The organism is Ruegeria sp. BG8 (assembly GCF_056538325.1).
In genome coordinates, this window is record NZ_JBQFSZ010000012.1 from 73,514 (window position 1) to 94,999 (window position 21,486).

Here is a 21,486-nt window from a genome sequence, read left to right on the forward strand (position 1 = left end):
CCAATGACCAACCCGGACGCCAAACTGTTTTTTAACGGGCCGATCCTGACCATGGATGCGCAGAACCCGGAGTGTGAGGCTGTGCTGACACGGGGCGGGCAGATCGCTGCGGTCGGGTCCGAGGCGGACTTGCGCGCCCGGATGCCTGCGGATACGCAAGAGGTTGATCTGCAGGGACAAACCCTGATGCCCGCCTTTATCGATCCGCACGGGCATTTCCCGGATTCCGGCTTTGTCGAACTGTTCCGGGTGGATCTGTCCGCACCGCCACGCGGCGACTGTCTGGATATTCCCACTGCCCTGCGCCGTTTGGCCAACCGCGCCCGTCAGACCCCGAAGGGCGAGTGGATCATGGGCGTTCTGTTCGACAACACCGCCATTGCCGACCGCCGGATGCCCACCCGCGCCGAGCTGGATGCGGTGTCACGCGATCATCCGGTGTGGGTCATCCACGCCTCGGGCCACAACGGCGTTGCGAATTCGGCCGCGCTGGCGTTTCTGGGGGCCGATGCGAACACACCGGATCCAGTCGGAGGGCGTTTTGATCGCGACCCCGAAACCGGAGAACTGACCGGCCTGATCGAAGGTCTGTCTGCGATGGGGCCTTTGGGCGAAACCTGTTTCCTAATCGACCGCACTCGGTTCCTGCAAGGATGCGCCGCCGCCCGCGACGAATATCTGCAGCATGGTGTGACGTTTGCCCAGAATGCCTGGGTCAACGCCGAGTTACTGGAGCATTTCGCTGCGCTGGCCGCGCAAGGGGATCCAGGCATCGGTCTGATGCTTTTGCCCATTGCGGAACTCGAACCCGCACTGTCTGAGGGACAGGCCGAAGTGAACTGGCAGGACACCCCGCATATCCGCACGGGACCGCGAAAGCTTTTCTCGGATGGGTCGTTTCAGCTTCAGACTGCATACCTGAGCGAACCCTATCATGCGGTTCGTAAGCCGGAATGTCCAAATGGCATGCCCTATTTGGACCCGGACCTTTTCCGGTCCGAGGTCATTCGCCTACACAAACTTGGGTTTCAGGTCCACTGTCACTGCAACGGCGACGCGGGGGCCGAAATGTTCATCGATGCCGTCGAGGCCGCGCTGCAGGACACCCCACGCGACAATCATCGGCACACCGTCATCCATGGGCAAATCTTGCGTGACGATCAGCTACAGCGCATGGCCCTGCTTGGCATAACGGTCAGTTTTTTTTCGGCTCACGTGCATTTCTGGGGTGACCGGCACTACGACACGATCATGGGCCCGAAACGCGCTAATCGCTTGACCCCGGCTGGATCAGCCGAGCGGTTTGGTGTGCGTTTCACCCTACACAACGACGCCTCGGTCACACCAACTCGACCCTTACATTTGGCACATTGCGCGGTAAATCGTGTAACAGCGTCCGGTCGTTTGCTGGGCGCTGACCAGAAGATTTCGGTAATGTCGGCACTTAAGGCGCAAACAATTGATGCGGCCTGGCAGGTCTTTCTTGAAGATGAACGGGGTTCGCTTGAACCCGGCAAGGTGGCCGATCTGGCGGTTTTGTCCCAGAATCCGCTATTGGCACCAGATCGGTTGAAAGAGATTTCAGTCACCAAGACTTATAGGTGTGGAAAACTGGTTTTTGAACGAGATTTTGCATATGAACTGCGATTGGAATTGCAATCTCCGGAAACTGCTTAAGTCAAGTCTTATAGGATGAAACCCTGTAACTTACTGGTAAATATTGCATTTTTTGCAGTATTTAGCGGCGCTTGATATTGGGATGATGATTGAGAACTAAAAATTCGAAAGGCCAATTCCACTAGTCCAAGTGATGGTTTAAGCAATAAGCTCCCTTTTCGCAGTGTTCCTGACTTTGAATCATTCATTTGAATTGTACCCAAAAATCTAGGTTTCAATGCCGTTGCATACCGTAAACATTCACTTGTGACATACATTTAAGACGCTGAACAAAGCCAATTTCTGAAGGTGTTACTTTTATTTATCATTATTTCTTGCAGCAGTTTCTGGTGAATTATCTGCTAAGGTTTGAATTTCTTTGTTGTTATTCAACGTCATCAACAACTTTGACAGTTCTTCTTCGTGCACAAGTTTCGCCGCTTTTTTTGGTGAAAACCAGCGGCGTGTTCTCTCATTTTCTTCTTTCCAACGCCTTTTGAGCTTTTGGACGACCATAGGATAAAGAGTTACACGGCAGTGAACGCTTTCCTTCTCTTCGTACCGCTTTTCATAGCAGTACTGACCAATAGGGTAATTCGAAATAGTACCGATCACGCCTGCCTCTTCCAGCGCTTCGATTTCAGCAGCACGTGGTGGTGTCTTACCCTCCATTAACCAACCTTTTGGAATAACCCAACGCCCAGTATCACGCGAGGTGATTAACAAAACGTTTGGCTGGTTAGCCTTGTCCCACCGGATCGGAAGCGCTGCAACCTGGAGGGCTATTTCATTACAGCTCATTTTGTGTCCTTGTAGGTTTTTCCCAATCTCAATACCTGTCACGGCTCCCCAAGTTCACCTTCTTTAACTCTATGGGCTAGGCACAAGAACACGGTGAATGGCATGAGACCACGTGCCCTATCAGAGTTCTTTGGCTGCTTGCTTTGTGACAAGTTTTACTCAAAAATAAGGAAACAAAAAACAAAAAACAACAAAAGTGTGGATTTTTGTGGGAATTGATGCGATTTCTATTCTAGAAAAGCAAAAAGTGGGAACATGTCATCGCGTAATTCACTTTCTCCACGGGAGTTGCAGGTCACTGAAGCCTTGCGGCAGTTAGGCGGGCAAGCCCGAAACACCGAAATAGCCGAAGTCTTGAGCGTGTCCGACGAAACGATCCGTCGCACGATCAAATCTTTGTCCAAGCTTGGGATTGCTGAGCGCAATCACGGTGTCGTCCGTTTGCTGGATGCGCAGCCCGAGATTGGGTTCTTTCAACGTTTAGGCGAGTTCACGCAGGAAAAAACGAAGGTGGCGCAAATGGTCGCCGCTCAGGTTCAGGACGGCGCGACACTTTTTCTGGACGTTGGAAGTACAACAGCCTTCGCTGCTGAGGCGTTGCGTGCCAAGAAAAACCTCACAATCATTACAAACTCTACCAATGTCGCGCATAAGCTTTTGGAGCATAATAATAATCGGGTTTTCTTGCTAGGTGGCGAAGTACGAAAGGATGAAATGGGCTCGTTTGGATTTGTCGCTGAGAAACAGGCGCGCAGACACATCTATGACATAGCTATCCTTAGCCCCGATGCCTTGGATTCGAAGTTCGGGTTTTTGTACCAAAATCTGGCCGAGGCGGAGTTGGCATCCGTTGTCATCGAGCGGGCGCGGCAAACCGTCGTTGCGATGGTACATCAAAAGTTTGAAACATCCGGGCCGCATCAGAGCTTCGAACCACAGGCCGTTGATCAATTGGTCGCGGACAAGCCTCCCGGCAAAAAGCTGGCGGCCAGGCTTGCGCATTGGCAAATCGAGATTCTAACGGTTTCAAAATGAAGCAGCGTTATTGCTTAAGACATTCTGGGCAGATTGCTTTGCGCAGCAAGCGAGCCAAAGAAAAAAGGGCCGTGTAGTAATGGCAATTCTTATATTTTTAACGCAATTGGCGGGTGCCACGATGCTGTTGCTGTTTGCGGTCCGTATGGTTCGCACCGGAATTGAGCGTAGCTATGGCGCTTCATTCCAGCGGGTATTGACCCGAAACAACAGCATAGTGGGTTCAAGCCTCACTGGTATGTTGTTGGCTGTCGTATTGCAAAGCTCGGCCGCAGTTGCGTTGCTGGCTTCGGGCTTCGCCGCCGGTGGGTATCTGGCCTTTTCCGCAGGTCTGGCGATTGTGCTGGGCGGGGATTTGGGATCGGCGCTGGTGATCCAGATTCTTTCATTCCGGCTGGACTGGCTGGTGCCGTTGCTATTGGCGGTCGGCGGCTGGCTGTTTGTCAAGACTGAGCGTAAGAAGCCCCGTCAAATCGGGCGCATCTTGATGGGTGTGGCCTTTATTCTGATTTCGCTGCGTTTCCTGCGCGAGGCGATGGACCCGATCCGAGACAGTGCATTCCTTCCTGCCATCGCGGACTACTTGGTGCGCGATTATGTAACGGCATTTATTGTCGGCGGTGCGCTCGCCTTCGTTATGCACAGCTCCGTCGCTGCAATTTTGATGTGTGTTACATTGGTACAGATTGGAGCGTTGCCATTTTCGGCGGGTCTCTCGCTGGTTTTGGGGGCCAATTTAGGCAGCGCAATGATTCCGGTCTGGCTTACCCGAGGGATGGAGGTCCGCGCGCGACGTATACCTTTTGCCAACTTAGCGCTGCGGGGTGTTTGGGCCTTACTGTGTTTGTTTGCGGCGAACATGGCCCTGCGCGCTGGGATGTTCAGCGGGGAATATCAGGGGCAGATGCTGGTTAATGCACATCTTGCGTTCAACGCCTCGCTCCTGGTCCTATCGCTCCCGTTCTGTGGCTTGCTTCAATCTCCGGCTGAACGACTGTTTCCAGATGCCACGGCCGAGGCCAAGATTGATCCGCTGGCTCGGCCAGCCAGTGCGCTGGACCCGGATATGGCAGAGACACCGGCACTGGCCGTGTCTTCGTTAAAGCTCGAACTGTTGCGGATGGCCGATCTTGTTTTGATGATGTTCAGCCCTTTACTCGACCTTTACAAAACCGGGGATGACCAGCAGATCAAGGCGGTTCAGTCTATTGATTTGGATGTGAACCAATGTCTGAGTGATATCCGGACCTTTGTCGCCGCACTGCCAGCAGAAAAGATGGATGCCAAAAGCACGGATGAAGCGCGTGATGTTTTGGAATACGCTATCCGTCTTGAAACAGCAGGTGACGTCGTAGCTAAGCGACTGACTGTACTGGCGGCTGAATTGCGCGAGACAGGAAGGCAGTTTTCGCCCGAAGGTTGGTCGGAAGTGCAGCAGATGCATGAGAAAATTATGGCCAATCTGAAGTTAGCAACCAACGTGATCATCTCGGACGATCTGGAGAGCGCGCGCCTTTTGAATCTGGAAAAAACCGAGATTAAACGCGCTGAACGTGACAGTCGAAAGCGCCATTTCCGCAGGTTGCAAAGCGGTATGATCGACAGTTTTGAAACCAGCGACGTGCATCTTGAAACCTTGCGGGCTCTGCGTGAGTTCAACAGTCACATCGCGGCGATTTCCACTCCGATCCTATATGCGAACGGGCAATTGCTGGAAACGCGCTTGATTGAAGACCTGCCGCACCACGGCCATGAGGCAAAGGCGTGACCGCACTATAGCCGGGTCATTCAAAAACAAAGTGTTACAGTTAGTAAATGAGGTTCTAACAGGCAAAAGTTTCTTTTGCCGCGTAAAAAGTGAGCAGAAGAAACGCATTTCTGCGTAGTTTTCACTGTGTTAGAAAATCATAGGAAAAACTTATAATGTAGTAGAAATTATCGATTTTTCTTAGAACAGCATTCTGTCAAATTACTGTCATCAAAAAATCAATAGCCGAAGCGCCGCAACAGAATGGCGTATGTGCAAAAACTAACCCAACAGAGGAAAACATGAAAAAAATCTCTTCCAAATTTGCCGCGATAGTTGCCGGGACAGTGATGGCCACTGCATCTGCTGCAGAAACTGAGTTGACTGTTTACACAGCGGTCGAGGCCGAAGATTTGGCTCGTTACGCTGAACAATTCAATGATGTCCATCCTGACATAAAGATAAACTGGGTTCGGGATTCAACCGGTATCATTACCGCGAAACTGCTTGCCGAACGCGACAACCCGCAAGCTGACGTTGTCTGGGGGTTGGCTGCGACCTCGCTGCTACTACTCAAATCCGAAGACATGCTAGAGCCTTACGCGCCGGTTGGCGTTGAAAAACTGGATCCTAAATTCGTGGACAGTGGCGATGTACCCAGCTGGGTCGGCATGGACGCCTGGGTCGCTTCGATCTGCTACAACACCGTCGAAGCTGAAAAGCTGGGTCTAACACCGCCGACGTCGTGGAAAGATCTGACCGACGCACAATACCAGGGTCATGTCATCATGCCGAACCCGAACTCGTCAGGGACCGGTTTCCTGGATGTGTCCAGCTGGCTGCAGATGTTTGGTGAAGAAGGCGGCTGGGAATACATGGACGCGCTGCACGAGAACATTGCACGCTATACCCACTCTGGTTCCAAGCCTTGTAAGCTGGCTGCCGCTGGTGAGATTCCGATCGGTATCTCATTTGCGTTCCGCGGCGCAAAATCCAAGGCCGATGGTGCCCCGCTTGACATCATTGTTCCAAGCGAAGGCGTCGGCTGGGACATGGAAGCGACGGCGATTGTTGCCGGAACGGCAAATCTGGAGGCCGCACAGAAGCTGGTTGATTTCTCGGTCACCAAAGAAGCCAACGAGATGTATAACGTAGGCTATGCAGTTGTCGCGATGCCCGGTGTTGCCAAACCCGTTGAGCACTTCCCCGATGGCCTGTTGGACGCGATGATCGAAAATGACTTCGAATTCGCCGCCAATAACCGCGCTGCCATCCTTGCGGAATGGCAAGAGCGTTACGACGGCAAGTCCGAACCCAAAGAATAAACCACTCGGGCCGGAGGGGCTTAACGCCCCTCCGGCCTTTGGATAAGCTTCCCCCTACAATTCATGTGAACGGTGCGGCGAATTTCTGGCCACTCTTCCGCCATGGCTGCTGCGCAAAGCTCAAGGACCACTCCCCGTGCTTAAGAAAACCTCTCCCGGTGATCTCTATCTGAGTATCCAAGACCTCTGGAAGGCGTTCGGTGATTTTCTGGCTCTCCGGGATATCTCGCTGGACATCAACGAAGGCGAATTCATCTGTTTTCTGGGACCTTCGGGGTGCGGCAAGACCACGCTGTTGCGCGCCATCGCGGGGCTGGACCTGCAGACCAAGGGGACGGTCATGCAGGATGGCAAGGATGTCTCGAACCTGCCCCCGTCCGAGCGTGATTTCGGGATCGTGTTCCAGTCTTACGCGCTGTTCCCGAACCTGACGATCGAAAAGAACGTTGCTTTCGGCCTGGAAAACACAGGCCGCAGCAAATCCGAGATCGCCGTGCGTGTAGCCGAGCTGCTGAAACTGGTGGGCCTGCCGGATCAGGGCAGCAAATATCCCGCCCAACTGTCGGGTGGTCAGCAACAGCGGATCGCTCTTGCGCGCGCCATTGCCACCAATCCCGGCCTGCTGCTGCTGGACGAGCCGCTGTCGGCGCTGGACGCCAAGGTGCGCGTACATTTGCGGCATGAAATCAAGGAATTGCAGCGCAAGCTGGGCGTGACGACTGTGATGGTGACCCACGATCAGGAAGAGGCGCTGGCCATGGCCGACCGGATCGTGGTCATGAACCACGGCGTAATCGAACAGGTCGGTACGCCCACCGAGATTTACCGCCACCCGGCCAACCTTTTTGTGGCCGACTTCATCGGCGAGATGAACCAGCTGCCCGCAGTCGCCGGTGATACCGAAACGCTGGAACTGGGCGGTTCAGTTCTGAAATGCGAACCGCACAGCCTGCAGAAAAGCAGCAGGATCGTGGCGGCGGTGCGCCCCGAGGATATCATTCCACATGGCGAAGGCGCACGCTCGCCCGGTGCGCCGGATGTGATCACCACACCGGAAAACGCGTTCGAGGTGTCGATCACCGAGATGGAGTTCCTTGGCTCGTTCTGGCGCTGCCGCCTGTCGCATCAGATTTTTGGTGACGAAGAACTGATTGCAGATTTCTCGATTAACGCTGTGCGTCGTCTGGGCCTTGAAGCGGGTGGTCAGATGATGATCGAGCTGCCCCGCAACCGCCTGATGGCCTTCACCCCGGCGGAGGAGGGCTGATGACCGATACCACCTCTCTGCCCGCCGGCCCGATCATCAAGGGCAAGCTGAGCCGCGACGACATCATTATGCGCGGTGGCATGATCATCATCGCCTTGTATCTGGTTGTGACGCTGGCGTTCCCGCTTTGGGCGATGCTGTCCAAATCGTTTTCAACCTTTCGTATGGAATTGTCGCAATACGAGTTTCAGGTCAGCGACGACAATGGCGTATTCAGCGGCACCGTACTGAATGGTGCTCAGCTGAATGCCGAAACCGGGGCTTATAGCGAACAAGACTTGTCGACCGGCTCGGACGGACGGCTGTCTGTCACTCCGTTTTTTCCGGGTTTCAGTTTCCGCAGCCCGGTGATGTACCAGATCCGCAATACCGTGCCAGATGGGCGGTTTCTGATCGGGTCCAATCTGCAAACAGGCACTGACTGGGTCGAGCTGGACTCGAACACGTTCCGCAGGGTTCAGTTGCGGCCGGTCAAGTCGACGGGCGTGGACAACTTCGTCAGCTACTTCTCAACCCCGGCACTGTTCAACTCGATCAAGAACTCACTTTGGATTTCAGTCGTTGTTACGGTTATTACTGTGACGCTGGCCTTCTGGTTTGCTTATGCGCTGAACCGAAGCTGTATGCGCTTCAAAGGCCTGTTTCGTCTGGTTGCGATGGCCCCAATTCTTGTGCCGTCGCTCTTGCCGGGGATCGCTTTGGTGTATCTCTTCGGCAATCAGGGTATGATCAAGGAACTGTTGTTTGGTGCCAGTATCTACGGGCCTATCGGGATAATCATAGGTTCGGTCTTCTTCACCTTTCCACATGCTTTCATCATCATCTCGACAGCTTTGGCCATTTCCGACGCGCGGCTGTACGAGGCTGCGGCCAGTCTGCGCTCAACCCCCTGGCGGACCTTCTGGACCGTGACCATCCCCGGCGTCCGCTATGGTCTGATCTCTGCTGCCTTCGTGGTGTTCAACCTGGTGATCACGGATTTTGGTCTTCCCAAGGTTATTGGGGGACAGTTCAACGTTCTGGCAGTCGACATCTTCAAGCAGGTGATCGGTCAGCAGAACTTTGAAATGGGCGCTGTTGTGTCCGTTGTTCTGGTGGTGCCGGCGATCCTGGCCTTTGCCATTGACCGGTTGGTGCAGTCGAAACAGGTGGCGCTGCTGTCGGCGCGTTCCGTGCCGTATCAGCCGAATCCGAACCCAAAAACGGATCGTATCATGCTGATCTATTGCAGCCTGGTCGCCCTGTTCATTGTTGGAATTCTGGCGGTTTGTCAGTTCGCTGCACTGATCAAGTTCTGGCCCTATGACCTAAGCTTGAGCGTGCGCAACTATGACTTCAACCGCATGGATGGCGGCGGTTGGGCGTCGTATTTTAACTCGATCAGGATGGCGCTGCTGACTGCAGTGATCGGCACATCGGTCGTGTTTTTCGGCGCCTATCTTGTTGAAAAGTCAAACGGGTTCAAAACCGGGCGCGCTTTGTTCCAGATGTTTGCCATGCTGCCTATGGCGATCCCCGGAATGGTGCTGGGCCTGGCCTATATCTTCTTCTTCAACAACCCTGCCAACCCGCTGAACGCGATCTATGGTACCATGGCCATTCTTGTGATCTGCTCGGTGACACACTTCTACACCGTGTCGCATTTGACCGCCGTGACGGCGCTCAAGCAAATGGACCGAGAGTTTGAGTCTGTTTCCGCCTCACTCAAACAGCCGACAATGAAGCTGTTCGCCAGGGTCACCGTGCCAGTCTGCCTACCCGCAGTGCTGGATATCTCGATCTACCTGTTCGTCAACGCGATGACGACGGTGTCTGCGGTCGTTTTCCTGTATTCACCTAAGACCACGTTGGCCTCGATTGCGGTGCTGAACATGGACGATGCAGGTGATATCGCACCGGCTGCGGCGATGGGGATGATGATCTTCTACACCAATGCGGCGGCGCGGATTTTGCACCTGATTGCGTCGAAGGGAATTCTGAGGCGTACCCAAGCTTGGCGGACACGATAAATGAAAGAACAACTGGCTTCGTATTCAGCTGAGCGCGGAGCTCTGTTTGCCTTTCTGCATTAAAACATCGTTAACAAGATCCATAAAGACTCGGATTACTTTGACCTCGCGACGCTGCGTAAGATGGATCATACTTTCGCCCATGCGCAGGTCAGTATCTTTCAGCTCGATCTCGCGCAACCGATCATCGCGCCCGAATTCGGCCCGCGACACAAACCCAATACCCGCCCCTGACGCAACCAGCTCGCGCACAGCCTCGCGCCCTTCGGCAACGATGGCTGGCTTAAGAATGATACCCCTTCGATTGGCCTCTTCTTCCAGTTTCTGACGTGTTTTTGACCCTTCTTCCCTGAAAATTAACGGAAGATCTTGCAACAAGTTGAAAGTCAAAGAGGTCGTCGCTTTAGGCAACAGCTCGCGGCTCACAAAGGCAACGATCCCGGTTTCGCCCAAGTCCTGAAGAGTCATATCTTTGCCCGGAGAGGGACTGCCAACGATTCCAATTTCGGCATTATAAGCGCGTAGTTCTTCTAGAATCTCGTTCGTATTACCCGATCTAACAACCACTGTGATATGCGGAAATGCTGCTCGGAATGGTCCGAGAAAGTCGGTCAAATGGTGTGCTGAGTCTGCTATTATCCTTAGCTCTCCCTCCACAGCCGCTTTGGACTCTGACAGAAAGTCTTCGATCTGGCTTTCAATCTCGAAATACTGCTTGGTAAAGCGGAATAGTTGCTCACCCTGAGGGGTCAGGAATACACGCTTGCGTTCACGTTGAAATAGCAGAAGGTCATGATCCTGTTCTAGCTTTCGCACCTGCTCCGAAACCGCTGGTTGGGTTAGAAACAATGCTTCGGCTGCACGGGAAAACCCGCCATTTAGTGCAACATGATGGAAGGCTTTCAACTGGCTGTGGCGCATTTTTCATCCTGTTTTTATTCATAGGGCAACCTTATAATAAGATTGATTTTTGCAATTTTACATATGGTTTCGCGTAATGCACATCTGTTGTTGAAATGCGTAATCGGAGCTTTGAAATGACACAACCTGATCCCGCAATCGAGGTCCCTCGCCTGGGTGAACCGTACCTTCTGACGCCAGGGCCCTTGACGACATCTTATGCGGTAAAAAAGGCGATGTTGCGGGACTGGGGCAGCTGGGATGATGATTTTCGTGCGATGACGCGGGATATGCGGTCGCGGCTGCTGGAGTTGCTGGGTGAGGGGGCGGAAGACTTTGACTGTGTTCCGATGCAGGGCTCGGGCAGTTTTGCGGTTGAGGCGATGCTGGCCTCGTTTATCCCGAAGGACGGCAAGGCGTTGGTGCTAGCGAACGGGGCCTATGGGCAGCGTTCAGCGCAGACGCTGGAATACCTTGGGCGCGATCATTTGGTGCTGGACAAGGGCGATTACCTGCCGCCGCGCGGGTCGGAAGTGGCCGAGATTCTGGCCAAGGACCCTGCGATCACCCATGTGGTTGCGATCCATTGCGAGACGTCTTCGGGCATTCTGAACCCGGTTGAGGAGATTTCCGAGGCTGTCTACGGGGCGGGGCGCAAGCTACTGATTGACTCGATGTCGGCCTTTGGCGCGATTGAACTGAAACCCTCGGACATCCGGTATGAGGCGATGGTGTCCTCGGCCAATAAATGCATCGAGGGCGTGCCGGGCTTTGGCTTCATCATCGCCCGCAAGGATGAGCTTGAGGCGGCCAAGGGCAACAGCCACTCGCTGTCGCTGGATGTACATGCGCAATGGGCGTATATGGAAAAGACCGGCCAGTGGCGGTTCACGCCGCCGACCCATGTGGCTGCGGCCTTCCTCGAAGCGCTGAAGGCGCATGAGGCCGAAGGCGGTGTTGCGGGGCGCGGCGCGCGTTACACCCGCAATCGCGACGTGATGGTTGCGGGCATGCGCGAGCTGGGGTTCGAGACGCTGCTGCAGAACCGCTGGTTGAGCCCGATCATCGTGACGTTTTTCTGCCCCGCGGACGAGAAGTTCGTGTTCTCGCGCTTTTACGATCTGATGAAGGACAAAGGCTTTATCATCTATCCGGGCAAGCTGACGGTTGTGGACAGTTTCCGCGTCGGCTGCATCGGGCAGATGGATGAGCATGTGATGCGGCAGGTTGTATCTGCCGCCAAGGAAACCCTGGCCGAGATGGGGGTCGCCAGCGCGGCGCCTCCGGCTCTTGCGTTGGAAGAACGCGCCAAACTGGCCGCATAAGAAACGAAGGACACCCCCAAATGACCATCCACACTCCCGTGACCGCGAATGAGCGCGTCTACCCGGCCCCCAAAGTGCCCGCCATTGCCATCTGTCTGGACGGCTGCGAGCCGGAATATCTGGAAGTGGCCATCGCCAAGGGCCTGATGCCGACGCTCAAGCGCATCCGCGAGACCGGCACCGACCGTCTGGCGCATTCGGTGATCCCCAGCTTCACCAACCCCAACAACCTCAGCATTGCCACCGGTCGTCCGCCGATCGTACACGGCATCTGCGGCAACTTCCTCTATGACCCGGAAACCGGAGAAGAGGTGATGATGAACGATGTGCGCTTCCTGCGTGCGCCGACCATCTTCTCGCAATTCTACGAGGCCGGCTATCGCGTCGCCATGGTCACCGCCAAGGACAAGCTGCGCGCACTGCTGGGTGCGGGGCTAAAGTTCGACGACGACCGCGCGGTGGCGTTGTCAGCCGAACGCTCGGGCGAGACCACCAAAGCCGAACATGGCATCGACAACGCCAGCGCCTGGCTGGGGATGCCGGTTCCGGAAGTCTACTCCGCCGAACTGTCGGAATTTGTCTTTGCCGCCGGTGTGAAACTGCTGAAAGAAATGCGCCCGGATGTGATGTACCTGTCGACCACCGACTATGTGCAGCACAAGTTCGCCCCCGAAGAACAGGGCGCGCTGGATTTCTACGCCATGTTCGACAAGTACCTGGCGCAGCTGGATGAAATGGGTGCCGCCATCGTCGTCACCGCCGACCATGGCATGAAAGCCAAGCACGAGCCGACCTCGAAAGAGCCGTCGGTCATCTACATGCAGGACGTGTTTGACGATTGGCTGGGCGAGGGCAAGGCCCGCGTGATCCTGCCGATCACCGATCCTTACGTGGTCCACCACGGCGCGCTTGGCTCGTTTGCCACGGTTTACCTGCCCGAAGGCGCTAACCGCGATGAGGTCAAGGCCAAGGTTGCGGCGCTGCCCGAGATGCTGGAAGTGCTGACCAAGGAAGAAGCGGTTGCCAAATACGAGCTGCCCGCCGACCGCATCGGTGACCTGACCATGGTCTGCACCGGCGAGATGACCATCGGCACCTCCGAGGATCGCCATGATCTGGCTGCCTTGGGTGAGCCGCTGCGCAGCCATGGCGGCTTGACCGAGCAGGAGGTGCCCTTCATCGTCAACCGGGTGATCGATCTGGGCAACGCGCCCGATCTGCGCAACTTTGATGCGTTTTTCTACGCCACAACAGCGGCGGCGCAGTAAGCCATGAAGGACCAGACCGTGTCTGAGATCAGAAACGAGGGGATGCGCATCGGCGGCGAGATCGTCTTTACCGACGAGACGGTGCCGGTTCTCTATCCCTACACCAACGAAGTGATCGGCCATGTCCCTGCGGGCAAGGCCGAGCACGCCCGCAAGGCGTTCGAGTTTGCGGCGGCCTACAAACCCAAGCTGACGCGCTACGAGCGCAGTCAGATCCTGCAACGCGCAGGTGAACTGATCGGCGAGCGCCGCGAGTACCTCGCCAAATGGCTGGTGCTGGAGCTGGGCATCTGCCACCAGCACGCGATCTACGAGACCAAGCGTGCGCAGGATGTCTATCAGTTCGCCGCCGCTGAGGCGCTGAAAGATGATGGTGAGATCTTTTCCTGCGACCTGACCCACAATGGCAAGGACCGCAAGATCTTCACCACCCGCGAACCGGTGGGCGCGATCAGTGCGATCACGCCCTTCAACCACCCGCTGAACATGGTCAGCCACAAGATCGCGCCGTCGATTGCGTCTAACAATTGCATGGTCTGCAAACCGACCGAGCTGACACCGCTGACGGCCCTGACGCTGGCGGATATTCTCTATGAGGCTGGCCTGCCGCCCGAGATGTTCCAGGTCGTCACCGGCTGGCCGCAGGACATTGGCGAAGAAATGATCGTTAATGACAAGATCGACATCATCACCTTCACCGGCGGTGTGCCGGTGGGCAAGATGATTGCGGCCAAGGCGGTCTATAAACGTCAGGCGCTGGAACTAGGGGGCAATGACCCGCTGATCGTTCTGAACGACCTGTCCGATGCCGATCTGGACAAGGCGGCCACCATTGCCGTAGCCGGAGCCACCGGCAACTCGGGCCAGCGCTGCACCGCGATCAAGCGCATTCTGGTGCAGGAGAGCGTGGCCGACACCTTCGTGCCGCTGGTGCTGGAGAAGGCCAAGAAGATCAAGTTCGGCGACCCGCAGGACCCCGAGACCGAGCTGGGCTGCGTGATCCACGACAAGGCGGCGGAGCTGTTTGAGAACCGTGTTTACATGGCCGAAAAAGAGGGCGCAGAAATCCTCTACCACCCCGGTCGTCAGGGTGCGCTGCTGCCACCCATCGTGGTCGACAAGGTGCCCCATGACAGCGAGCTGGTGATGGAAGAAACCTTCGGCCCCATCATCCCCATCGTCCGCGTGCCGGATAATGACGAAGAGGTGATGGCTATCTCGAACTCCACCGAGTTCGGCCTCAGCTCGGGCGTCTGTACCAACGACCTGAACCGCGCCATCGCCTATATCAACGGCCTCAACGTGGGCACCTGCAACATCTGGGAACAACCCGGATACCGCATCGAAATGTCCCCCTTCGGCGGCATCAAAGACTCCGGAAACGGCGTCAAAGAAGGCGTCATCGAAGCCATCAAGTTCTTCACTAACGTCAAAACATACTCCCTACCATGGCCAAGGTGAGCGGGAGGAGAGACACCTGGATTTCTCCCCAACTCGCGGGGTCCTTAATGGGGCCTCGCGGTTTTGATTTCAGCGGATGCAAGCCAGAATCGAGGATCATATGTCAGTCAGCATCACCCACACCGAAGGCGAGTCCAACACCTCGGACGCGCGCAAATCGTGGTTGAAGTCGTCGATTGGCCCACGGTCTGCGCCGTTGCTGAAACGGGATTCAGACGCGTTTTTGCATCAAAGTCTGTCCAGCCCTTGTGTCAGCACCATCGCCAAGGCTGAAGGCATCTGGATCGAGGATATGGATGGCCGCCGTTACATGGATTTCCATGGTAACTCGGTCCATCACATCGGCTATGGCCATCCGCGTCTGGTCGAAGCGATCAAAGCGCAGCTGGATGATCTACCGTTCGCGCCGCGCCGCTTCACCAATGATCCGGCGGTGGAACTGGCCGAGAAGCTGGCCGAGATTGCTCCCGGTGATTTGGGCAAGACCTTGTTCACCACTGGCGGGTCGGACGCCAACGAAGTGGCGCTGAAGATCGCGCGCGCCGCTACGGGCCGGTTCAAGACCGTCAGCTTCTGGGATGCGTTCCACGGGGCGGGTTTTGGCGCAGCTTCGGTGGGCGGAGAGGCGACATTCCGCAGCCATATCGCCGGGCCTCTGATACCGGGGGCCGAACATGTCGCGCCGTTTGCCTGCTTTCGCTGCCCCTACAACCACGCCGGGCCCGAAACCTGCGGTTTGGCCTGCGCCAAAATGGTTGAATTCGCTTTGGAGCGTGAGGGCGATGTGGCGGCCGTAATTGCAGAACCTATGCGCGCGGTGCCCTATGTGCCCCCGGCGGGGTTCTGGAAATCGGTGCGTGAGGCCTGCAACCGGCATGGCGCACTGTTGATCATGGATGAGATCCCGACCGGTTTGGGCAAGACCGGCAAGATGTTCGCCTTTGAGCATGATGAGATCGTACCGGATATCGTGACCTTGGGCAAAGCTTTGGGCGGAGGCATCCTGCCCATCGCCGCCTGTGTCGCGCGCCGCGATCTGGACGTATGCGGAGACTTTGCCATCGGGCATTACACCCACGAAAAGAACCCCGTGACCGCGCGTGCCGCGCTGACCACAATTCAGATCATCGAGGATGAAGGTTTGGTTGAGCGCGCCGCCAAGCTGGGGGCGCACGCGATGGATCGCCTGCAAGACGCGTTGGCGCAGGTTGAAATCGTCGGAGATATCCGCGGACGCGGTCTGATGTTAGGAGTCGAGATTGTCAAAAGCCGCAGCACCCGCGAGGCAGGCAATGCCTGCGCCGAACGCATCTACTATGACTGCCTGAATAGCGGGCTGAGCTTCAAGATCAGCCAGGGCTGTGTACTGACGCTGTCTCCGCCGTTGACGATCGCGAAGGGTAATCTGGATCGGGCATTGGATATAGTCATTGCTGCAATCAGAGCACAGGTTTGACGCTCTCAATCGTGCTTATTGTTCTGACCGCGGCGCTTCTGCATGCGTCCTGGAACGCGATTGTAAAAGGCGCACCGGACAAAGTTGTCGTTCTGGGATTGGTGGCACTTGGCCATGCAATCCCAGCTTTGTTTGCGTTGCCCTTTATAGGGTTGCCGGTTTGGGCCGCATTTCCTTTCATCGTCGCCTCAACCCTGATTCATTGGGGGTATTACTGGTTTCTGAACGCGGCCTACAAGCATGGCGATCTGTCGGTTGTATATCCGATTTCACGCGGAATAACGCCGATTCTGGTTGCGTTGGGCGCGATCTTCTTCGCTAAGGAGTTTCTGTCGACCGGAGCATGGATTGGAATTCTGTGCATCTCGCTCGGTATCGGATTTCTGGCCCTTGCCGGGTTGGGCAAACATACCAATTTGGTCGCAATCGCAGCAGCGCTCGGCACCGGTCTGATGATTGCGTTTTATTCGATTGTCGATGGCATTGGCATAAGACTGTCCGAAAACACGCTGGGCTATATCGCGCTATTATTTGTTGCTGAGATATTTGTCGTCGCATTTATTTTCACCACACGCTGGCAGCGACTTGTTGTTTTGCCAAGGCGTTATGTCTGGGCCGGCTTGATGGGGGGAGTTATCTCTGGTCTTGCTTACGGGTTGGTCCTGTACGCTAAAACCATCGCGCCTCTGGGCGTGGTTTCTGCGCTACGCGAGAGTTCTGTTATCTTTGCTTCTATTATCGGCGTGTTGTGGTTTGGCGAGGGTCCAAAAACCAACAGGCTAGTCGCGGCCATTACTGTGGTGGGTGGGATTGTGATACTAGCGAGTGCAAGATGAAGTCGGGGTAATAGATTGGCGAGACGTTTGCCTTTCGCTGCCACGAAAGCGCTCGTTACGCATCGACCCTTCTCGGGGTCGACTCCGGCTAAGTGTGGAATAGGGAGTTTAGAATTTTCAGCCTCGTTTAACCACATAACGACCCTTCACTGCACGATGCTCGAACTTGTGAGATACGGACAAAACAGAAGTATGAACTCAGCCGCAAGAAAATCTCAGCATTCATCTGGCAAGCTGGCTCAATGCTACGATTAGAATCTGACCCTAAACGCCAGCCCAACCAAGGGTGCTGTTTCATAGCTCTGACGACTAATTTCCGCTCCATACACATCATCTAGCGTCAGGCGACCTTCAAATTCCGCGCCTGCAAATACGCTCACTGAAACACCAGGATTCGGGTTGTACCCAACAGAAAGAACTACAGGAATACTCTTATCTTCGCCTACTCCATCCGGAGCAAGGCCATCCCCATCTAATCTGAATCGGATCCTTTCCGATCGCGCGGTCAACGAAAAGTCTATCGTGTCATTCAAAGCGTAACTCAGTGTTAATCCGGGGCCTTGCGTCGCTCCTACACCAGAGCCAGTGTTCAAATTCCAGCGATCATTTATGTCCCAGTCGATCAACAAAGCCGGGAAAAAATCAGTGCTGTCATCGTCAAATTGAGAAAATGCACCAAAGGCCGGGCCTATCGTCAGGCGCTGGCTCAGTTGCCAAGCAACACCAGCAAAAACACCATAGGTTCTGCCGTCAGACGAGGAGACCCCGCTTTGATAGTCCCACCTGATCTGCGGCGACACAAAAACCGTAGCCGTATCACCCACACGAAACCGGGCAGGAATAGCAATGCGAAGGTCGCGGATGTTTTCCCATGGCTGGTTGTTCGGTTGGCTGAAATCATAGTCCAGCTTGCCAAAGCTGGTAGAAAGCCCAACAGAGTTTCCTTCCTCCAGATTGTAAAGCGCGGTGACACGTAGAAATGTTCGACTGGTAGAGAACTCACCACCGTCGCTCAAATCCGCATCCCCTTGAAACGCGGCAAGCCCATCAATCTGGTACGCCCAACCTAGCCGAGGCTGTGCAACAGAGGGAAACGCCGTAAACCCTAGTGAAACAGTTTCGAAGCAGCACATTAGAACAAGGTTTTTCAAATGACATTTCCTACGTGAAGCTGGCTTCACTTTGGGTTGCCATTCCTAGACAAGCGGTTCAAGTCCTTTAAAGTCTGATTTGCGGGACGAGGACGAAACCGCTCTCGCGGTATTGGCGCTTACGTCGATGTTTTGGGCTGATGTGAGCGGTGTGAATTTTGCGAACTGACGCACCTGCCTGACGATTGGGACCTTCTCAATCTGATGACAGGAGGGTCTGATGACCGATCAATACGTGCCGCCATTGCGCCAACGCTTTCTCGAAGACATGCGGATCAAGGGACTGCAGCCCAAGACCCAGACGATGTATCTGCGGGCGATGCGCGACTTCACGCGGTTCCTGGGGCACTCGCCCGATGCCGCGACGCCGGAGGAACTGCGCGCCTTTCAACTCGACATGAAGGAGCGCGGTGTGGGCGCGCCGACCTTCAATAATCGGCTGACGGTGTTGAGCTTTTTCTTTGCCACGACCTGTCCGCGCCCGGAGATGAAGCGGCACATGCGGTATCAGCGGGCAGCCAAGAAGATACCTGTCGTGCTGAGCGCCGAAGAGGTCGCGCGCATTCTCGAAGCCGCGCCGGGGCCCGGGCTGAGATACAGGGCGGCGTTCAGTGTGGCGTATGGTGGTGGTCTGCGCGCCAGCGAAGTGACCCACCTGAAGGTTGGCGATATCGATAGTGACCGCATGTTGATCCGCATCGATCAGGGCAAAGGCCGCAAGGACCGCGATGTGATGCTGTCACCGTCGCTTCTGGAACTTCTGCGGGACTACTACCGCGAAGCCCGGCCCGCAGGCTGGCTCTTTCCTGGCCGCAACCGGGTCGATCCGATCTCGACGCGTCAGTTCAACCGGGCCTTTGGCGTCGCCTGCGACTTCGCTGAGATCAAGAAGAGGGTATCTCCGCACACATTGCGGCACAGCTTTGCCACCCATCTGCTTGAGGGCGGGACGGACATCCGGGTCATCCAGGTCTTGCTCGGCCACGCCAAGCTGGAGACTACGACGGTCTATACCAAGGTGGCGACCAAAACGATCCGGGATGTGACCAGTCCGCTCGATCTGCTGGTGAGACGAGAGGCGGCACCCGGCTGATCCCAGTCCCATGCCCCGCCCGAAGCTGGAGGTTGCGGATATCTTCCGCGCCCATGGTGCTACATATCGACGGCAACATGACGGGCATCTGAACCTTCCCCAATTGAAGGTGATGTCCGCCATCGAGACTTGCCGCACCGCTGCTCTCGGCGGGCATGTGGCGGCCTGCACCAAGTGCGGCCATGAGCACATTGCCTACAACTCCTGCCGCAACCGGCATTGCCCGAAGTGCCAGGGTTCTACGGCGCGGGACTGGATGCAGGCACGCATGGATGACCTGTTGCCGGCCGAGTACTTCCACGTGGTCTTCACCTTGCCGGCTCATATCGCCGACATCGCCTACCAGAACAAGGCGGTGGTCTACGGTTTGCTGTTCAGGGCGTCGGCACAGACGCTCCTGACCATCGCCGCCGATCCGAAGCATCTCGGCGCCAGGATCGGCATGACATCGGTGCTGCACACCTGGGGTTCGGCGATGACGCACCATCCGCATGTGCACGTTATCGTGCCGGGTGGCGGGCTGTCGGCGGATGGCGCCCGCTGGATACGTTGCCGCTCCGGGTTCTTCTTGCCCGTGAAAGCCCTGTCACGGCTGTTCCGGCGCCTGTTCCTCGAAGGGCTGATCAGGTTGCACCGGACAGGCAAGCTGCGCTTATTCGGCGATCTGGTGGGACTGGCCGACCCCGACGCCTTCTCGGCCCATCTCGCGCCGTTGCGCAAAACCGACTGGGTCGTCTACGCAAAACCACCCTTCGGCGGACCCGAAGCCGTGCTGGCCTATCTCAGCCGCTATACCCACCGCGTCGCCATCTCGAACCACCGCCTGGTCAGCGCCGACGCGGACACCGTGGCCTTCCGCTGGAAAGACTATCGGATCAAGCGTGGCGACCGGATGAAGGTTATGCGCCTGCCCACGGATGAGTTCATCCGCCGCTTCCTGATCCACGTCCTGCCGTCGGGCTTCCACCGCATCCGCCACGCGGGGTTCCTCGCCAATGGCATCCGTCGTGACAGGATCGAAAAGATCAGGCGCTTGCTCGATCGGGAACCGGAGCCTGATCAGTTGGCCGACGAGGATCATCACACCGATACCGGTGAACGAGACCAGCCTCAGCCCTGCCCAAAATGCGACGGCCCAATGCGTATCATCGAAACCTTCCTCCGCGGACAAATACCAAAATCCCGCGCCCCGCCATGGGAGGAGGCCGCATGATCCGTCGATCACAACCGGTCCTGTCATCCGAAGGCACCGGACAAATCGTTGCGGACACTCATCTGCACCCCTCGTTGCAGCAGGCTAAAAGCAACAGAAAAATGACCGCCTCACGCCATCGGTACACACTGATCGGCGTAGTCAACTTCGAACGTCAGGCCATAGGCCGACCAAGCGTCGAGCCACTATCCCCATAGCTCCGAAATCCGCCCGCGCTTTCCTCCTTGTCAGATTTATCGCCGCTGCAGCTCACGCTGACAGCAGCCACAAACCTTAGACAAAGTTGCCGCCGGGCAGCGATCCTCAGAACTTACTTGGTCTGCAATACAACTCACGAAAGCGTCGAAAAACGCCCCGCGCTTAAGAATGAACAGATCGAAGCACTTCACGAAAAACGCGAGAGCAACACCCTGTTCAAAGACCTTAGGTTTGAATACAGCCTCTCAAAGGTCACCACGTACCGCTATCTCACCTAAAACGAAACCTGAACTCGACCCAAGAGACTGAATCCGGCCTTAACGTCCTATCCTGCTCCGAGCCGGAAACAACTTCCAAATCGATTGCCTACAACGCAATCTGGATGTTCGGCAGCGTGCTATCCGCAGAGCTATTTCGGATCAATATGTGGAAAGCACTACCCGGGATGCGCGCGACTTGGATTATCTTGTTACACACGTCACAAATGCCTATGTGACCTATTTGCCGGAGCGCCGCGATAATTCTCTCCGCACCATCAAAGGTTATTGTCGGCAACGCAGCACAAAAGCCATCCTACCCGAAATAGCCTGAATCGGTTGATCAGGTATCGCTCGCATAGGTGCTATGCTTTGACGCGGGTTTGTTTGGGATCGTAGAACGCTTGTAGTGAACACTTACAAGGATACGGGGTACCTGCTAGTGTCTGACGTCAGCCCTTATGGGTCCACATAGGGTCATTTGCTAA

Annotated in this window: 17 protein-coding genes; 14 read left to right on the plus strand and 3 right to left on the minus strand. The window is 55.9% G+C overall.

Going from position 1 to position 21,486, the window contains the following annotated elements; all coding sequences use genetic code 11:
• Positions 1-3 precede the first annotated feature (3 nt).
• Positions 4-1,677: an amidohydrolase gene (locus tag ACR0DG_RS18945; RefSeq protein ID WP_480699888.1), complete on the plus strand. Its 1,674-nt coding sequence runs from the start codon at positions 4-6 to the stop codon at positions 1,675-1,677.
• A gap of 297 nt (positions 1,678-1,974) precedes the next feature.
• On the opposite strand, the gene ACR0DG_RS18950 is transcribed toward ACR0DG_RS18945, so the two are convergent.
• Positions 1,975-2,457, minus strand: coding sequence for an NUDIX hydrolase (locus ACR0DG_RS18950; protein ID WP_480707267.1), 483 nt, complete (start codon positions 2,455-2,457; stop codon positions 1,975-1,977).
• Positions 2,458-2,712: 255 nt separating this feature from the next.
• Between ACR0DG_RS18950 and ACR0DG_RS18955 the strand changes: the two genes are divergently transcribed.
• From ACR0DG_RS18955 to ACR0DG_RS18975, 5 genes are all read left to right on the plus strand, one after another.
• The gene (locus ACR0DG_RS18955; protein WP_480699886.1) at positions 2,713-3,492 is read left to right on the plus strand and encodes a DeoR/GlpR family DNA-binding transcription regulator; all 780 of its coding nucleotides are present in this window, start codon (positions 2,713-2,715) and stop codon (positions 3,490-3,492) included.
• A gap of 79 nt (positions 3,493-3,571) precedes the next feature.
• Entirely contained in the window at positions 3,572-5,260 is a 1,689-nt protein-coding gene (locus tag ACR0DG_RS18960) for a Na/Pi cotransporter family protein (protein ID WP_480699885.1), read from the plus strand.
• Between the two features lie 281 nt (positions 5,261-5,541).
• A complete protein-coding gene (locus tag ACR0DG_RS18965) occupies positions 5,542-6,564 on the plus strand; it encodes a putative 2-aminoethylphosphonate ABC transporter substrate-binding protein (protein ID WP_480699884.1) in 1,023 nt (340 codons plus the stop codon).
• A 136-nt stretch (positions 6,565-6,700) separates the two neighbouring features.
• Positions 6,701-7,831 (plus strand): putative 2-aminoethylphosphonate ABC transporter ATP-binding protein, encoded by a 1,131-nt coding sequence (locus tag ACR0DG_RS18970; protein WP_480699883.1) that lies wholly within the window; start codon positions 6,701-6,703, stop codon positions 7,829-7,831.
• A complete protein-coding gene (locus ACR0DG_RS18975; RefSeq protein ID WP_480699882.1) occupies positions 7,831-9,840 on the plus strand; it encodes a putative 2-aminoethylphosphonate ABC transporter permease subunit in 2,010 nt (669 codons plus the stop codon). Before ACR0DG_RS18970 ends, ACR0DG_RS18975 begins: the two co-directional genes overlap by 1 nt.
• A gap of 24 nt (positions 9,841-9,864) precedes the next feature.
• Here ACR0DG_RS18975 and ACR0DG_RS18980 read toward each other — a convergent pair whose 3' ends face one another.
• Positions 9,865-10,761 (minus strand): LysR substrate-binding domain-containing protein, encoded by an 897-nt coding sequence (locus ACR0DG_RS18980; RefSeq protein WP_480699881.1) that lies wholly within the window; start codon positions 10,759-10,761, stop codon positions 9,865-9,867.
• 116 nt (positions 10,762-10,877) lie between these two features.
• Between ACR0DG_RS18980 and ACR0DG_RS18985 the strand changes: the two genes are divergently transcribed.
• The 5 genes from ACR0DG_RS18985 to ACR0DG_RS19005 all read left to right on the plus strand — a co-directional run bounded on the left by ACR0DG_RS18985 (position 10,878) and on the right by ACR0DG_RS19005 (position 17,086).
• Positions 10,878-12,065: a 2-aminoethylphosphonate--pyruvate transaminase gene (locus ACR0DG_RS18985; protein ID WP_480699880.1), complete on the plus strand. Its 1,188-nt coding sequence runs from the start codon at positions 10,878-10,880 to the stop codon at positions 12,063-12,065.
• Positions 12,066-12,085: 20 nt separating this feature from the next.
• On the plus strand, positions 12,086-13,333 hold the full coding sequence (phnA, locus tag ACR0DG_RS18990) for a phosphonoacetate hydrolase (RefSeq protein ID WP_480699879.1): 1,248 nt from the start codon (positions 12,086-12,088) through the stop codon (positions 13,331-13,333).
• A 3-nt stretch (positions 13,334-13,336) separates the two neighbouring features.
• Positions 13,337-14,794: a phosphonoacetaldehyde dehydrogenase gene (gene phnY, locus ACR0DG_RS18995; RefSeq protein ID WP_480699878.1), complete on the plus strand. Its 1,458-nt coding sequence runs from the start codon at positions 13,337-13,339 to the stop codon at positions 14,792-14,794.
• Between the two features lie 100 nt (positions 14,795-14,894).
• Positions 14,895-16,250 carry a (R)-1-hydroxy-2-aminoethylphosphonate ammonia-lyase gene (gene pbfA, locus ACR0DG_RS19000; protein ID WP_480699877.1) on the plus strand — a complete coding sequence of 452 codons (1,356 nt, stop codon included), beginning with the start codon at positions 14,895-14,897 and terminating at the stop codon, positions 16,248-16,250.
• A gap of 11 nt (positions 16,251-16,261) precedes the next feature.
• Positions 16,262-17,086 (plus strand): EamA family transporter, encoded by an 825-nt coding sequence (locus ACR0DG_RS19005; RefSeq protein ID WP_480707269.1) that lies wholly within the window; start codon positions 16,262-16,264, stop codon positions 17,084-17,086.
• Positions 17,087-17,337: 251 nt separating this feature from the next.
• Here the strand turns inward: ACR0DG_RS19005 and ACR0DG_RS19010 are convergent, their stop codons facing one another.
• On the minus strand, positions 17,338-18,237 hold the full coding sequence (locus ACR0DG_RS19010) for a hypothetical protein (RefSeq protein WP_480699875.1): 900 nt from the start codon (positions 18,235-18,237) through the stop codon (positions 17,338-17,340).
• A gap of 220 nt (positions 18,238-18,457) precedes the next feature.
• Here ACR0DG_RS19010 and ACR0DG_RS19015 point away from each other — a divergent pair, with 220 nt between their 5' ends.
• The 3 genes from ACR0DG_RS19015 to ACR0DG_RS19025 are packed head-to-tail and all read left to right on the plus strand — an operon-like array spanning position 18,458 to position 20,740.
• The gene (locus ACR0DG_RS19015) at positions 18,458-19,330 is read left to right on the plus strand and encodes a tyrosine-type recombinase/integrase (RefSeq protein ID WP_480699874.1); all 873 of its coding nucleotides are present in this window, start codon (positions 18,458-18,460) and stop codon (positions 19,328-19,330) included.
• Positions 19,331-19,340: 10 nt separating this feature from the next.
• A complete protein-coding gene (locus ACR0DG_RS19020; protein ID WP_480699873.1) occupies positions 19,341-20,543 on the plus strand; it encodes an IS91 family transposase in 1,203 nt (400 codons plus the stop codon).
• Positions 20,540-20,740, plus strand: coding sequence for a hypothetical protein (locus tag ACR0DG_RS19025; protein ID WP_480699872.1), 201 nt, complete (start codon positions 20,540-20,542; stop codon positions 20,738-20,740). The genes ACR0DG_RS19020 and ACR0DG_RS19025 overlap by 4 nt, the downstream gene beginning before the upstream one ends.
• Positions 20,741-21,486: the final 746 nt, after the last annotated feature.